Source organism: Xaviernesmea rhizosphaerae (assembly GCF_001938945.1).
Lineage (GTDB): Bacteria > Pseudomonadota > Alphaproteobacteria > Rhizobiales > Rhizobiaceae > Xaviernesmea > Xaviernesmea rhizosphaerae.
On the sequence record NZ_MKIO01000038.1, the window covers coordinates 166,396 to 181,398 of the forward strand.

Annotated in this window: 11 protein-coding genes; 8 read left to right on the forward strand and 3 right to left on the reverse strand. The window is 65.9% G+C overall.

All coding sequences use genetic code 11. From position 1 onward, the window contains the following. Nucleotides 1-80 precede the first annotated feature (80 nt). On the forward strand, nucleotides 81-1,496 hold the full coding sequence (locus BJF92_RS18125) for an aminotransferase-like domain-containing protein (RefSeq protein ID WP_075636179.1): 1,416 nt from the start codon (nucleotides 81-83) through the stop codon (nucleotides 1,494-1,496). 222 nt (nucleotides 1,497-1,718) lie between these two features. Here BJF92_RS18125 and BJF92_RS18130 read toward each other — a convergent pair whose 3' ends face one another. Beyond that, on the reverse strand, nucleotides 1,719-2,270 hold the full coding sequence (locus BJF92_RS18130) for a DUF924 family protein (protein ID WP_075636180.1): 552 nt from the start codon (nucleotides 2,268-2,270) through the stop codon (nucleotides 1,719-1,721). A 106-nt stretch (nucleotides 2,271-2,376) separates the two neighbouring features. Then, nucleotides 2,377-4,989: a cell cycle histidine kinase CckA gene (gene cckA, locus BJF92_RS18135; RefSeq protein WP_075636152.1), complete on the reverse strand. Its 2,613-nt coding sequence runs from the start codon at nucleotides 4,987-4,989 to the stop codon at nucleotides 2,377-2,379. A gap of 591 nt (nucleotides 4,990-5,580) precedes the next feature. Here cckA and BJF92_RS18140 point away from each other — a divergent pair. Continuing rightward, nucleotides 5,581-8,130 (forward strand): flagellar biosynthetic protein FliO, encoded by a 2,550-nt coding sequence (locus tag BJF92_RS18140; protein ID WP_075636153.1) that lies wholly within the window; start codon nucleotides 5,581-5,583, stop codon nucleotides 8,128-8,130. Between the two features lie 195 nt (nucleotides 8,131-8,325). After that, nucleotides 8,326-8,619, forward strand: coding sequence for a hypothetical protein (locus BJF92_RS25290; RefSeq protein WP_143524082.1), 294 nt, complete (start codon nucleotides 8,326-8,328; stop codon nucleotides 8,617-8,619). Between the two features lie 188 nt (nucleotides 8,620-8,807). Here the strand turns inward: BJF92_RS25290 and dksA are convergent, their stop codons facing one another. After that, nucleotides 8,808-9,227 (reverse strand): RNA polymerase-binding protein DksA, encoded by a 420-nt coding sequence (gene dksA / locus BJF92_RS18145; RefSeq protein ID WP_075636154.1) that lies wholly within the window; start codon nucleotides 9,225-9,227, stop codon nucleotides 8,808-8,810. 422 nt (nucleotides 9,228-9,649) lie between these two features. On the opposite strand from dksA, the gene BJF92_RS18150 reads away from it, so the two are divergent. From BJF92_RS18150 to BJF92_RS25295, 5 genes are all read left to right on the forward strand, one after another. Next, nucleotides 9,650-10,159, forward strand: coding sequence for a SixA phosphatase family protein (locus BJF92_RS18150; RefSeq protein WP_075636155.1), 510 nt, complete (start codon nucleotides 9,650-9,652; stop codon nucleotides 10,157-10,159). A 163-nt stretch (nucleotides 10,160-10,322) separates the two neighbouring features. After that, nucleotides 10,323-11,780 (forward strand): YcjX family GTP-binding protein, encoded by a 1,458-nt coding sequence (locus tag BJF92_RS18155; protein WP_075636156.1) that lies wholly within the window; start codon nucleotides 10,323-10,325, stop codon nucleotides 11,778-11,780. Next, nucleotides 11,777-12,850: a YcjF family protein gene (locus tag BJF92_RS18160; protein ID WP_075636157.1), complete on the forward strand. Its 1,074-nt coding sequence runs from the start codon at nucleotides 11,777-11,779 to the stop codon at nucleotides 12,848-12,850. The genes BJF92_RS18155 and BJF92_RS18160 overlap by 4 nt, the downstream gene beginning before the upstream one ends. A gap of 224 nt (nucleotides 12,851-13,074) precedes the next feature. After that, nucleotides 13,075-13,629, forward strand: a complete 555-nt coding sequence (locus tag BJF92_RS18165; RefSeq protein WP_075636158.1) for a hypothetical protein — start codon at nucleotides 13,075-13,077, stop codon at nucleotides 13,627-13,629. A gap of 905 nt (nucleotides 13,630-14,534) precedes the next feature. Next, the gene (locus tag BJF92_RS25295; RefSeq protein WP_143524083.1) at nucleotides 14,535-14,885 is read left to right on the forward strand and encodes a hypothetical protein; all 351 of its coding nucleotides are present in this window, start codon (nucleotides 14,535-14,537) and stop codon (nucleotides 14,883-14,885) included. Nucleotides 14,886-15,003: the final 118 nt, after the last annotated feature.

Consider the following 15,003-nt stretch of genomic DNA (forward strand, 5'->3'; position numbering starts at 1 on the left):
CGTCGGGACACATTGTTCCCTTGAGTGACAATCAATCGATACATTTGACATCGAACCAGAACAATGCCATTATTGTCACCATGACAAATTGGCTCCCCAATCTCTCCGAGGGCACGGGCCCGCTCTATCAGCGCCTGGCCGATTCCATCGAGGCGGCGATCGATGGCGGATCGCTTGCGCCTGGCGACAAGCTGCCGCCGCAGCGTAATCTCGCCTTCGACATCGGTGTGACGCTTGGAACGGTCAGCCGCGCCTATGCGCTGGTGCATGAGCGCGGGCTGGTGGCCGGCGAGGTGGGGCGGGGCACCTATGTGCGCGAGCGGGGCAATGGCGGCGAGCCCTCCCCGGCCTCGCCGCTGAACCACGAGCTGCGCAGCGGCCGCTCGCTCGATCCGCCGGATGGCAAACTGCGCTTCGATTCCACCGGCGCGGCGGATGTGGGACAAGCGGACCTTATAGAGCGGGTTCTGGCCCAGGTCGTGGCCGAGCATCCGGCCGAAATCACCAATTACGCCCGCAATGCACCGGCACACTGGCAGGAGGCCGGCGTGCGCTGGCTGTCGCGCCAGGGCTTTTCGCCCGAGGCGGAGGATGTGGTGTTCACGCAAGGGGCGCATTCCGCGATCATGGCGGTGGTGACGGCCGTCACCTCGCCGGGCGACAAGGTGCTGTTCGAGAGCCTGACCTATACGCACATTGCCCGGGCGCTCGGGCTGACCGGCCGGCGGGTGATCGCCAGCGAGATCGACGAGGAAGGGCTGGTGCCCGAGGATTTCGAGCGGGTCTGCCAGCAGCAGCATCCGGCCATCGCCTTTCTCATGCCCTCGGCCCATAATCCGAGCCTGGCGGTGATGAGTCTCGGCCGGCGGCGCGCGATCGCCGAGATCGCCCGGCGGCACAATGTGATGCTGATCGAGGATGATATTTACGGCGTGCTGACGCGCCCCGACATTCCCATGCTGGCCACACTCGCGCCGGAGCGCACCTTCGTGGTCTCGGGCTTTGCCAAGGCCGTGGCGGCGGGGCTTCGTGGCGGCTGGGTCGCCTGCCCGCCGAATATGAGCACGCGCGTGCGCGTGGCGCAGAAGATGCTGACCGGCGGCCTCGCCTTCCTGCTGGCCGAGAGCAGCGCACGGCTGGTGCTGTCAGGCGAGGCGGAGGCGATCCGCCGTGATGTCGCCGCCGAGCTTTCGGCGCGCCATGCGATCGTCCTGGAAAGTCTGGCAGGGCATTCCCTCCGCTCGACGTCGCAGATCCCCTTCTTCTGGCTCGACCTGCCGGAACCCTGGCTCTCCGGCACCTTCAAGGCCGCCGCCTTCGAGGCTGGCGTGCTGATCGACGATGAGGACGAGTTCAAGGCCGGGCGGCCGGACCGGGTGCTCCACAAGGTCCGCGTCGGCTTTTCCAACCACCGGCGCGAGGATGTGCGCCGCGGCATGGCGCTGTTGCGCAGCCTGCTCGATGGCGGCCTTTCCGGCTATGAAGGCGGGATCTGACAGTCTATCCCATAATCGCCGTTGGCCGCCTGCAAATGGCAATGTCTGCGCTTCCGGTGCTCACGTACGTTGAGTAGGCTGCGCTCCGGTTCTCGAAATCGCCATTTTCGGCAGCCCAACGGCAATTCTTGAATAGACTGTGAGAAGCAGGAGAGTAGCGCCCGCTCGACTTCGGGGCATAGGATGTTCCGAAATCCGCTTCCCACCTTTCGGTCCGATGCTCTAAAAGCCGGAATGCCGGGTGAGAAACGCAGCCTCTTGCGGCGAGGTTTCGCGCCCGAGGGCCTGGTTTCGATGCGGAAAGCGGCCGAAGCGGTCGATGATCTCGGCATGCTGGCGGGCGAAGTCGAGCGAATTGCCATGCTCCGGCCGCTGGCTGAACAAGGCAATGCAGCGCTGCTGGTCGCCGGGATCCTCGCTGTGCATGAAGGGCAGATAGAAGAACATCTGCCGATCGGCATCCATTCCCTCCGGATAGCCGCGCTCGAGCGCAAATTGCGCCAGGGCCCGCGCCTTGCCGTCGCCCTCGAAGGCGCGCGCCGTGCCGCGGAACATGTTGCGGGGGAACTGGTCCAGAAACAGGATCAGCACCAGGCAGCCCTCGGGCGTCTCAGCCATGACATCCGCCGCGCCGGCCCGCACCCGCTCGTAATCGGAGAGGAATCGCTCCCGCAATTCGGCATCGAATTCGGGTGTCGAACCGAACCAGTGCGCCCGGGCATGGTCGGACAGCCAGAAAGCCAGGACGGCGTCGGCTTCGATCGGGGCGGACATCTCCATCTCCTTTTCACGCGCACAGGGCCGGCGAAGGACGCCGCCCCTGTTTCCTATAGATGTTCCCGGCGATCAGGGCGTGACGCTACGGCACCGCAAGAGCGGCTCAGGCGTCGAGCATCTCGCGCACGGCGATCGCCAACTGCTTGAGCGAGAAGGGTTTTGGCAGGAAGCCGAACTTGGCGTCCGCCGGCAGGTTGCGGGCAAAGGCATCCTCGGCATAGCCCGAGACGAAGATGAACTTCAGGTCGGGATATTTCTTACGCAGTTCGGTCAAAAGCGTCGGCCCGTCCATCTCCGGCATGACGACGTCGGAGACGACGATATCGACCGCCCCATTCAGCTCGTCCATCACATCCAGCGCCTCGACGCCGGAGCCGGCCTCGTAGACCGTATAGCCGCGCGTTTCCAGCATGCGCTTGCCGCCACGGCGCACGGCTTCCTCGTCCTCGACCAGCAGCACCACGGCCGAATCGCCGGTGAGATCGGCGGGCTCCGCCGCAGCGGGTGGCGGAGCGGGCGCCGGCACTGGGGCGGCGATCGCGCTTGTCGGCATTGCCTCCAGCTCGACCAGCGGCTGCACCTCCTCGACATAGCGCGGCAGCAGGATGCGGAAGGTGGTGCCGCGGCCGACCTCGGAATCGGCATAGATGAAGCCGCCCGACTGCTTGACGATGCCATAGACCATGGAAAGGCCGAGGCCCGTGCCCTTGCCCACCTCCTTGGTGGTGAAGAAGGGCTCGAAGATCTTGTCGAGAATCTCGGGCGGGATGCCCGTGCCCTCATCTTCGGCCTCCACGAGCACGTAATCTTCCGCCGGCAGTTCGCGGCGGTTGAGCGCGGCCACTTCGCTGGCGGGGAAATTGCGTGTGCGCAGCGTCAGCGTACCGCCATCGGGCATGGCGTCGCGGGCATTGACCGCAAGGTTGAGAACCACCTGCTCGAACTGGCCGAGATCGGTGCGCACCGGCCAGAGATCCCGGCCGTAATCGATCGCCACCTTGACGTTCATGCCGGTCATGCGGTCGACCAGCATGCGCAGATCGCCGATCACGTCGGTCATGTTCAGCACCGTCGGCCGCATGGTCTGCTTGCGCGAGAAGGCGAGCAGCTGGCGCACCAGCACGGCGGCGCGGTTGGCATTGCGCTTGATTTCCATCAGATCCGCGAAGCTCGGATCGGAGGGGCGGGCCGACAGCAGCAGATGGTCCGACGACAGCAGAATCGCCGTGAGCACATTGTTGAAGTCGTGGGCGATGCCGCCGGCCAGTGTGCCCACCGCATTCATCTTCTGCGTCTGGGCCATCTGGGTCTCGAGCGCCTTCTGCTCGGTGATGTCCAGCGCATAGACGATCGCGGCCTCATCCGGCGCCTCGTCGCCGGCTTCCACCACGGCCTTCACATAGAAGCGCACATGGCGCGCCTCATTGCCGGGATGGCGCGAATCGATCGGGGCGATATCGCTCTGCCGGTCGCGCGCGGCCGCCAGCGCCTCATGCATGCCGGCGCGTTGGTGCGGATGGACGACGGCATCCAGCAGCGCGCCGCGCTCCATATCCGTCTGCGCAACGACATCGGCAAAGAGCTTCAGGAAAGGTGCATTGGTGCGCAGGATCCGGCCCTGGCTGTCGACGGAGGCGATCGCCATCGGCGTGTTGTTGAAGAAGCGGGTGAAGCGCATGGCGGCAGCGGAGGCCGAGGCCTCGGTTTCCTCGCCCGGCGTGCGCGCCAGAACGATGGTGCGGCTTTCGCCCGGCGCGCCATCGCGCGCGGTGGACACGCGGTGGATCAGCCGCACGGGCAGGCTGCGGCCATCGACACGCTTGAGATCCAGATCGAGCGCCCGGGTCTTGAGCAGGCCCGGCTCCGCCTGGACGGACTGGATCAGCGCCAGCCCCTCGCCGGCCACAAGATCGCCGATCGCCATGGAGCCCGGCTGGAACCGGGTGAGATCGAGCCCCAGCCATTCCGCGAGCGTGGCATTGATATAGACCACCTCACCCTTATGCCCTGCGGAGAAGAAGCCGGCGGGCGCATGGTCGAGATAGTCGATGGCGTTCTGCAGCTCCTTGAAGAAGCGCTCCTGCTGCTCGCGCTCGGAGGTGATGTCGGAAATCTGCCAGAGATAAAGGCCGTTGCGGTCGCCGTCCTGCAAGGGCAGCACGCGCGCCTTCAGGCGGAACCAGTGACCGGCCGCCGCCGGGCCTGCCTGGGGCTTCAGGGGCCGCAGCAGGCGAAATTCCTCATGTCCCGCCCGCCCGTCGCGCAGGCCGTTGGTCAGGCGATAAAGCGCCTCGGAAGCCTCGCGCGCGCGCGACAGGATGGTTTCCAGCGACTGGATCTCGCTGGCCCGCGACGCGCCCGTCATCGCTCCATAGGCGGCATTGGCATAGACGATCCGCCCCTTGCGGTCGGTGACCACCGTGCCGTCCGGATGGCCGTCGAGAAAGGCGCGGGCGAGCTCGTCCGGCCGCGATTGCGGCATGACCTCGATGAAGCCGATGGCCGAGGAGACCAGGAAGAAAATGCCGACCATGGCCAGCACGCCGAGAATGCCGAGCACGATCTCGCTGTCGAGCTGGTTCTTGAAGATGATGAACAGCGCCGCCGACGCCGTCAGCACGATGGCGAGCAGAATGATGCGCAGCACCGTGCCGGGGCGCGTGCTTCGGTCGACGATCGGCATCTGATAGTCGCCGGCGTGGCGCAGTTTCGTCATCGAGCTCCTCATTCCTGTCTCATGTCCTCGGCGCCTTCCAGATCTCGGCGGCCCACCGCGCGGCGGACGATTCGCTTTGCGCGCACCCGTTCTCTTTACCCTGCTGCGGGCGGCCGGGCGATGTTGTGTTCGCCAAAGAACGCGCGCCGACTCACGCGGGCGGCCCATGCCATCAGCCGCCTTGTGCCGCAGCGAGCTTGCGCCTGTCTGCCGCCGTCTGTCTGCCGCAAGTCGGCCGCGACTCACCCGCAAGCTGGCGCCGTGTCTCGTCCGCCGTTCGTAACTTTAGTCTTAAACCGAGGGGCATGGGCAGGAGTTTGCCGAGGGGTGCGGCGGTTTTGTCGCCCGACACGGCGTGAAAAGGCAGGGACGATGGGGAGATCGCGCGGGCAGGCGATTCCGGTTTCTTTGCGAATGGGTTAAGGATCGGCAAGGATTGGATCGCCTGCTGGAAACGGAAGCGGTCCGGCGAGCGGGATGGGCCGGCGCGGAAGGTCGACCGACCGCGCGCCAGCCGGCCCGATGTTGAGACGCGCCGGGCAAAGCTGCACGGACAGGCCGAAATGATGACGGCAGGCCGGAAGGGACAGAATGGAAGATCTGATCGCCAGCAATGGAAGCCGCTTCCTCTTCGCGGTCACGATCGTTGGCCTGGCGCTCGGCGCGCTGGTGGGCGTGCTCTGGCTGTTGAAGCATCGCGGCACCGCCTCCGGCCTTCTGCGCGGCGCCCGCCTGCGCGAGCAGCGGCTCGCCGTGCTCGAATCGACCGCCGTCGATGCCCGCCGCCGGCTGGTGCTGGTGCGCCGGGATGATGTCGAACACCTTCTCCTGATCGGCGGGCCGGCGGATCTAGTTCTGGAAAGCCGCCCGCTCGGCGCACAGACGACGACGCCGGGGATCTTTGGCCTTGAGGCAAGAGCGGGGCTTCCCGCTGGGGTGCCGGAACCGGACGCGACGCCGGCCGGTGCGCAGGGGAAGGCCGGTGACGGGCCGGATGGAGGGCGTGCCGAGGCTGCGCGGTCTGAGAGATCGTCCCTGGCAGCCACGGCGCCGGTCGCGGCGTCCGGCCGTGCCGAACATCGCGATGTGCCGCAGGCACCACCGGAGCTTGGCGGGAGAGAGTGGGATCTCGAGGGGCACATGCCGCGAGCGGCGCGGAACGAGGGGCAAAGCCCGGCTCAGCCGGCCACCACCCTGACGAGCCCAGCGCTGCCGGCCATGGCTGCGCCAACGGCAGCCATGCCCCTGGACTCGTCACATGACCATGCCATCGACCATCCCGCGGCGCTTCCCTCCTCCCAGCCCCTGACGCCTGCCCCTTCGGCAGCGGCTTCTTCCCCGACGCCGCCGGACCGGCTGCGCGCGGCGCCGATCACCGATCCGCTCGATGTCCTGTTCCCGCAGGAGCAGAAAGAGGACGAGGCATCCAGAGCGGCGGCGCTTGCCCGGCGGTTCGCACCGTTTGACGATGAAGAGGATGCGGAAGAGGCTTTTGCGCCGCAGCGCCCGGCTCCGCCCGCCGCCCATCCCGCGACTGTCGCCCAACCGGCCGCCGGCCGGCCGCTGCAAACGATGGACCCGCTCGACGCCCTGTTTCCGCCGGAAACCGCAACGCCGGAGACAGGCGTAGCGGCTGCGCCGCAGGCCGTGTTCTCGCCGCTGCAGGAGCCGTCGCAGGCTTTGGAGGAAAAGCCGTGGGACGACAGCCTGCGGCCAGCCCCGCGACAGGCCGCGCCGCAGATCGTGGCGGCGGCGCCCGTCGCGCGCGATTTGCCATTCCAGATCGATCCGCCATCCGCGCCGCCGGCCACCGATCCGCCGCCCTCCGACCCACTCGACATGCTCTTCCCGCAAACCCCTTCGACAGGCTGGCCGGACGAAACCACCGCGACCGCTGACGGCGCGGCGCATGAGCGGGGCGAAGTGCTGCGCGCAATGGATCACGCCGGGATCAACAGGGCCGCGGGCGCCGCGAGAGCACCGGCGCGCGCGCTTGGCGACGCGGCCTCGCTCTTGCCGCCAGCGGCCCCTGACCTGACCGCAACAGCACCCGCCGGCAGGCCACGCCCCCTGCCCTCCAGAGCCGCCGAACCTGCTCTGTCGGGCGCGCCAGCCACGGTAGAGGATGCACCGCCGCCATCCGAAGCGCCGCCTCTTTCCCGCCGGCCGGCGCCTCTTGCGCCAGCGCGAAGCGCGGCGGACGATCAGCGTGCACGCGGCCTTGGCGAGACAACAGGCCCTGCGGCGGAGCGGCCTGCCGATGAGGGGCAGCGTGCGCCCCTGTCCCCAATGCCGAAACCATCGAGGGAGCCGGCATCGGCGCAGCAAGCCGCGACCGTCACGCCCTCGATGCCGGACGGCGAAAGGGCAAAGACCGAGACGGCGGCAATCCGGCCGCCGGCAACCGCGTCCTCGGCCATCAGACCGGCGACAGCCGAGCCGCCGACGCCAGCCCCGGCCACGCCGGATGAGACTGCGCCCGCAGTGCCGGGCGCGGCCGCCGCCGAATTTGCGCAGAAGCTCGCCAATGAGCGGCGCATGCCCTTTGAACAGCGCCTGGCGCGGGCCGCCGCGCAACGCGCCGCCGAAGCCGCGCGGCCCAGGACGCCGCCTGTTTCAGCCATGGGCCAGGTTCTCTATCGCGATGCGGAGACCACCTCCCCGGCGGCAGCGCCAACACCCGCCCGCCTGCCCCCAAGGCCGGAGCCTGCAACCGTTGCCCCTGTAAGAGCCGCAACGGCCGAGGCGGCGAAAGCGCCACCGGCACAGGGCGGCGATCCGCGCTCGGCAGCCGATATTCTCGATGCCGCGCGCGACCGCGTTCTGCCGGCGGCGCGCCCGCGGCCGCCGCGCATTGCGGAACAACCCGTCGAGGCACAATCGCTCAAGGAACAACTTGTCCAGGAAAAGCCATCGGCACCGCCCGGAAGTTTCGCGAGCATTCTGGCTGCTGGTGCAGACGGAAAGGGCAGCCCGGTGACCTCACCCCCCGCATCATCTGCACAATCGGCGGCCACCCCTTCCGCTCCCGCCTCATCCCCCACGCCCCGGGCCAGCGCCGCGCGGCCGACAGCCCCGCGCGCGACCGCCACCCAGCCGATGCCGCGGGCAACGCCGACAGCACCACCGAAGTCCTCCTGAGGTCTGAACTGCAGCGATCGGGGATGGCAGCCATGGAGGTAGCAGGCATTGCCGGGAATTCGGCCGCGTCGCGCGTGCCTGCGGGCGCAATGCGCCCGCTAGAGCATCGGACCGAAAAGTGGGAACCGGTTTTCGGAAAAATCCGATGCAAAAATAAAAATCCAGAGCATCGCACTGAGGACTGTTTTCAGTCCGATGCTCCAGAGCATCAGACTGGAAAGCAGGAACTGGATATCGAGAAAAATTCAATGCAAAAACAGCAATCGAGAGCAAGGCGTCGCGTTTGATTTTCAGCTCGATGCTCTGAAGGCTGAAACTTGCGACCAAGACGTTGCTCGGATGCGCGAACAAGGCTTTCGTCATAAAGCGGCAGGTCAGCGTGTCGAGGCAAGACGCTGCGCCAAGGTTCAAGAACAAGCGCCCGGCGTGAAGCAAGGGGACACAGAAAGTCTATTAGCCCACCAGATAGATCCGCGTGCTATCCATTGACCCGACGCCAAGGCAGCTCAAGCCCTGCCCGGCCGGACATCACCGAGGCCGACCGTCGGGATCTGTGACGTCAACGCCCAGAACAGTGATCACGGAGAGCGCCGTCTGCGAAACCGAAGGATCATAGGCGTCCGATGCTCTATGGCCCGACGCCGAACCCAGGTGGCTCCGGCGCCGGCTGAACGGTTCTATTCGTCCCGATAGACCTTCTCGCGGCGCTCGTGGCGCTCCTGCGCCTCGATCGATAGCGTGGCGATCGGGCGCGCGTCCAGCCGTTTCAGGCCGATCGGCTCGCCGGTTTCCTCGCAATAGCCGTAGGTGCCTTCGTCCAGGCGCTGCAGGGCCGCGTCGATCTTGGAGATCAGCTTGCGCTGGCGGTCGCGGGCGCGCAGTTCGATGGCGCGGTCGGTTTCGGAGGATGCCCGGTCGGCGAGATCGGGATGATTGGCGCTTTCCTCGGCCAGATGGCCCAGCGTTTCGCGTGCCTCGCGAAGAATGTCGTTCTTCCATGCATTGAGCTTGGCCCTGAAATAAGCCCGCTGATGCACGTTCATGAACTCATCGTCTTCCGACAGCACGTAGGAACTAAGATCGATCTTCTCACTCAACGCGTTTCTCCCGAAGAACATCTCATGTGCGCGGTGTATAGACCCACAACCGAAGCGATTCAAGCCTCGCCAGGCCTGTCCGAAGCAGAGAGGCCTTGCTAAAAACTGAGGCTAAGGAGCTAATATTTCATCAAAATTACGGTTTGGTGACAGTAAGCCTCTCTTGACGGATCAGCAACCGTCGGCTGGAAGGGGATCAACCCCCAGGTTTGGGGAGGACGGAAACGCCATGATGCAGTGCCGGAACACGCCTGCGGTGCCTTCGCATGCGCAAAAAATAATCACGCCGCTTCCGTCGGTTCGGAAAATTTCCGTGCCGGGCTGATCCTCTCTTGATCTGTCGGCCGCGCCGGGGGAACCTGATGGCCGCTCATCTGCCCTCCTGCACCGTTCTCCGCCGGCGCCCCTCAACAGAGACTCGCTTGACACCTGACCCTGCCCCCGAATTTCGCCTTTTTCTCCTGCGCCATGCCCGCGCGGCGCAGGCAAAGCCTGGCCTGCGCGATGTCGACCGCACGCTCGATCCCGTCGGCGAAGGCGATGCCACCCATCTCGCCCTTCGCCTTTCCGGCCTCGGCCTGATCCCCGAGATGGTGCTGTGTTCCCCGGCCCGGCGCTGCCGGCAGACGGTGATGGCGCTGCAGGGCGTGGCCGGCGACACCATGCCCGTGCAGGTGGTCGATGCGCTCTATTCCGGCGGTGCCGAGGTCTATCTGCACGCGGCGCTCGCGCAGAATTGCGGCTCGGTGCTGATCTGCGGGCACAATCCCGTCATCGACGAACTGCTCCGCGCGCTCGTCGGCGAGGACCTGCCTGCGGGTCTCTACGATCAGGGCTATCCCCCGGCCGGTCTCGCGGTCATCGATTTCGACAGACCGCCCGGCGCTGGCGTCACCGGCCGGCTCGCTCATTGGATCGATCCGCATCAGTAGCGGCTTGGCGCACGGTCCTGCCTTCAAGCGCGGGAGGGTTCTTCAGATGTCGATCATGAAGCGCCCTCCTGCCCTTCCATGACGCTTAGGCCGCGCCTATATCGGCGAGGTTGCCCCTGACGCGCCGGCCCCGGCGGCGTCCTCATGCCGGAGAGCGTGCCGCTTGTCGTCCTTCCTGTCCCGTCTCGCCGACGACGCGCTGATCGCGCTCGATACGTTTTCCGATCGCACTGCCGGGCTGGTCCATCCCGCGCTGCGGCTCGGGGTCACCGGCCTGTCGCGCGCGGGCAAGACGGTGTTCATCTCCTCTCTGGTGCACAATCTCCTGAATGGGGGACGCCTGCCGGTGTTCGAGGCTGTGCGCTCCGGACGGGTCTCGCGCATCCGTCTGGCGCCGCAGCCCGACGATGCCGTGCCGCGCTTTCAATATGAGGACCATATCGCCGCGCTGGTGCGTGACCGCATCTGGCCGGATTCGACCCGGGCGATCTCTCAGATCCGCCTCACGCTGGATTATGAGAGCGCCAGCGGCTGGGGACGCATGTTCTCGCGCGGCGAACTGTCGATCGACATCATCGACTATCCCGGCGAGTGGCTCCTGGATCTGCCGCTGCTGTCGCAGGATTTTCGCACCTTCAGCGCGCAGACCTGGGAGCGGGCGCAGAAAGGCGTGCGCGAAGAGCTGTCGCGCGACTGGTGCCGGCTGGCGGAGGCCGAGGCGCTGAACGCGCCGGCGGACGAGGCCAAGGCGCGGGCGCTCGCCGAGCGCTTTACCGCCTATCTCAAGGCCTGCCGCAGCGACGAGCGCGCGCTCTCCATCCTGCCGCCCGGCCGCTTCCTGATGCCGGGCGATCTCGACGGCTCGCCGGCGCTCACCTTTTCGCCCCTGCCGCTGCCTGCCGAGGGCCGGCCGGAGCCGGGCTCGCTCTGGGCGATGATGGAGCGGCGCTACGAGGCCTACAAGACCCATGTGGTCAAGCCCTTCTTCCGCGAGCACTTCGCCCGCATCGACCGACAGATCGTGCTGGTCGATGCGCTGACGGCGATCAATCGCGGGCCGGAAGCCGTGGCCGATCTGGAGGAAGCGCTGGCGGAAGTGCTGGCCTGTTTTCGCCCGGGGCTCAATTCCTTCCTCTCCTCCTTCGTCACGCGGCGAATCGACAAGGTGCTGATCGCGGCGACCAAAGCCGACCATCTGCATCACGAATCGCATGACCGGCTGGAGCGGATCACCGGACGGCTGGTGCATCGCGCGGCCGAACGGATCGGCCTGAGCGGAGCCGGGCTGGAGGTGATGGCGCTGGCGGCCGTGCGGGCCACGCGCGAGGCAACGGTGGAGGAAGGCGGCGCGAAGCTGCCGGTCATCGTCGGCGTGCCGATCGCGGGCGAGACCATCGACGGACAGGTCTTCGACGGCAAGCGGCGCACCGCGATCTTTCCTGGCGATCTGCCCGCCAATCCCGACCAGCTCTTTGCCGCGCGCCCGGACGGCGATCTCGTCAATTTCGTGCGGTTCCGCCCGCCCGAAATCGAGGAGACCGGTGGCGGGCTGAAGCTATCGGTGCCGCATATCCGGCTCGACCGGGCCATGCAGTTCCTGTTCGGAGACCGTCTTGCATGACCAGTGATCCGCCCCGCCGCCCGGCCGCCTTCTCGCTCGATCCGGAAGAGGCACGGCCGCAGCCATCGCCCGCCGCCCCGCGCCGGCCCGCCGCCTTCGACGATGGTGTGACGCTGACCCCGGTTTCGGAAGACCCCTTCGCCGAGACCACCCTGCCGCTGGAGCCGATCGAGGTAACCGAAGCGCGGGTGCTGCCGCGCCGGCGGCGCTTTTCCTTTGCCGGGCTTGCAGCCGGCGCCTTCGGCGTGCTGGTCTCGCTGGCGCTGGGCCTGTGGCTGGATCAGCTGATCCGCGACTTGTTTTCCCGTTCCGATGCGCTGGGCATGGTCGCCATCGGCGCCGTGGCCCTGCTCGTTCTGGGGGTCATGGTCGTGGTCGGGCGGGAACTCGCGGGCATTTTCCGGCTGGCCAATGTCCAGACGCTGAAGGCCGACGCGCTCAACGCCGCCGGCCAGCCAGCGGCCGGGCCGGCGCGCAAGGTGGTCGATCAGCTGACCGGGCTGTTGAAGAACCGGGCGCAGACGGCCTCCGGGCGGGCGGCGTTGAAAGCGACCGAAGGCGAGATCATCGACGGGCCGCAGCTGATCGAGCTGGCCGAGCGGGAGCTGATGAGCCCGCTCGACCGCGATGCCCGCCTCTTGATCCTCGGCGCGGCCAAGCGGGTCTCTCTGGTCACGGCCGTCAGCCCGCGCGCGCTTGTGGATCTCGGCTATGTGATCTACGAATCCGCCCGGCTGATCCGCGCCGTCGCCGAGCTTTACGGCGCACGACCGGGAACGCTCGGCTCGATCCGCCTGATGCGCGATGTGCTCGCCCATCTTGCCGTCACCGGCTCGATTGCCGCCGGCGACAGCCTGGTCCAGCAGGTGCTCGGCCATGGCCTCGCCTCCCGCCTCTCCGCGCGGCTTGGCGAAGGGGTCATCAACGGGATGATGACCGCGCGAATCGGCATCGCAGCCATGGATGTCTGCCGTCCCTTGCCGTTCCGCGCGCTGCGCCGGCCGGGAATCGGCGATTTCCTCGGCGATCTGGCGCCCGGCGAGCGGCGGCCATCAGCCGAACAGGGTTAATTTTTGCGCTGTGTCCGGCAGCGCACCAGACCTGGATCCTGCCGGAGGCGCCGCGGGAAATCCTAGCGGGACCAGCGGGATAGCCGCACTCACCCGCGGCTTTCGCCGCCGCATCGCTTGCGCCGGACAGCGCCGGAGTTGAGGCGGACGAAACCAACCATTAACCACTCAAGTGCCATTGTCGTCAGCAGATTTCGATTTTCGTCCTTTCCAAGGAAACGCTGATGCCCCCGCGCCTCTCAACCCTCGCGCCCGTTCTGGCCGGCCTCGCAGCCCTGGCCGGCGCCGCCCTTTCTTCGACGCCTGCGGCGGCGCAGTCCGACAAGATCTTCTTCCAGTCCGTGAACGGCCAATGGTCCGGCCCGGGCGAGATCGTTGCCGGCAAGTACAAGGGCACGAAGTTCACCTGCGACCTCACCGGCACGCCGATGACCGGCAAGGACACCGGCATCAAGCTCGACGGCTTCTGCCGCGTCGGCGTGTTCAAGCAGCCGATGTCGGCCACCATCACGCAGAAGGGCAATTCCTACGGCGGCAGCTTCCTCGATGGTGCCGAGGGCAAGGGGCTCGATATCGTCTCCGGCGCCGTGACCAAGGACAAGGCCGTCGTCGGCATCACCCGCAAGAAGCTGAACGGCGCGCTGATCGCGCGGCTGCAAGACCCTTCGACCATGAACGTCACCATCTCGGTGAAGGTCGATGACAGCATGATCCCGGTCATCGGCCTGAGCCTGTCGCGCCAGGTCGATGCCATGGCGGTCGGCGCGATCAAGCCCTGATCGGCTCCATCTCCAACGCGGAAAAACAGCGTGACGTTACGGCCGCTCCATCCCCGGGGATCGAGCGGCCGTCTGCATGCGTTGAGGCTGTCGACAGGACACGACGCAGTGATTTATGGCCGCGACCGCGCCATGCAATCAGAAGGGCCAACCTCCGCAGAACATTCCGATGAGCGTTCCCCTCCCCCTTGCGTCATGTCAGGGCTTGAGCGACTACTGTCCGGTTTAACCTCCTCCCAATGACCAGCGCATTTGCCGTCGGTCCTCGCCCGATGTCTGGGGTCTGTCTCTCGGGGCGTTGACGGAGCGTCGTTCGGCAAGGTTGAGGCAGACGACCCGGGTGAATGTGCACGGTTGACGGGTGGTGTCCTGGGTCGCCTGGGTCATCAGATGCGACAAGCAGCTGCTCAAAGCGCGGCGAGCGAAGCTGAAGGATTGCGCTGCGCTGGAGCCGCGCTGCGGAGACCCGCCCTTCAAGCAGACCTTTCGCAGCCAAAGCCGATTGACGCCAGCGCGTGCTCATCATAAAGCCATTGCACTGAATCCGCTTGATGCGAAGCGATACGGAAGAGTGTCCGAGTGGTTTAAGGAACCGGTCTTGAAATTCTGTCAGACCTGTGTCGCTCCATCACATCCAGTCCCCATTAATACCGTTTTTTCAAGCCTTTAGACGAATGCACATCTGATGCCGTGCGGAACCATGCCGGAACGTGCTACGCAGTTGCGTAGCAAAAAGCGTAGCAGATCGTTCGCCAAATGTTCGGAGTGTTCCAAAGCTGCCCTTCTGGCTGTTTGGCAAATTAATTTCATCATTTGAAATTTGTCATCATGTATGCCTCACGGGTGGCCATCTTGTATTTACGCTCTTATCTGTGCAATCTCGGTGATGGAATTGGAGAAACGGTATGGCGGATGCAACCGGACGCTCGCTCGATATCAAGTACGACAAAAGCCGCTACTTCAGGGTGATTAACGTTGACGGAGTGTACGGTGGCGTAGCGCCTAATGGCTCGCTGCATCTGAGCCCGTATTCGGAGCGTTACGCACTTCCTAGCCTGGGTCGTTTGGATCTAGATGAGGCTGGCCGACCAATTGGTGAAGAGCACTACGTTGACCGCCACAATGGAGTTTTCCGCGAGATAGAGGCGGATCTTGTCATTGATTTCATGCCAGCTATCGGGTTGTACGTATGGCTTGAGCAAAAGCTTCGCATGATGGCGCAACACCTAGGTTCAGGACCTATTAATTTGGTTTGAGATGTGATTCACGGTTTCGGAAAGGAGACCGTGATGTGTGATGTGTTTTTGCTGAGCGAGCGCCAGATGGCCCGGATTTCCCCTTTCTTTCCGCTGGCGCATGGCATTCCCCGCGTCG

Coding starts and splice junctions, on each gene's coding strand:
- BJF92_RS18130 (WP_075636180.1), bottom strand. CDS start 2,270: ATGTCCGCCCCGATCGAAGCCGACGCCGTCCTGGCTTTCTGGCTGTCC.
- cckA (WP_075636152.1), bottom strand. CDS start 4,989: ATGACGAAACTGCGCCACGCCGGCGACTATCAGATGCCGATCGTCGAC.
- BJF92_RS18140 (WP_075636153.1), top strand. CDS start 5,581: ATGGAAGATCTGATCGCCAGCAATGGAAGCCGCTTCCTCTTCGCGGTC.
- BJF92_RS25295 (WP_143524083.1), top strand. CDS start 14,535: ATGGCGGATGCAACCGGACGCTCGCTCGATATCAAGTACGACAAAAGC.
- BJF92_RS18160 (WP_075636157.1), top strand. CDS start 11,777: ATGACCAGTGATCCGCCCCGCCGCCCGGCCGCCTTCTCGCTCGATCCG.
- BJF92_RS18125 (WP_075636179.1), top strand. CDS start 81: ATGACAAATTGGCTCCCCAATCTCTCCGAGGGCACGGGCCCGCTCTAT.
- BJF92_RS18165 (WP_075636158.1), top strand. CDS start 13,075: ATGCCCCCGCGCCTCTCAACCCTCGCGCCCGTTCTGGCCGGCCTCGCA.
- BJF92_RS25290 (WP_143524082.1), top strand. CDS start 8,326: ATGCTCCAGAGCATCAGACTGGAAAGCAGGAACTGGATATCGAGAAAA.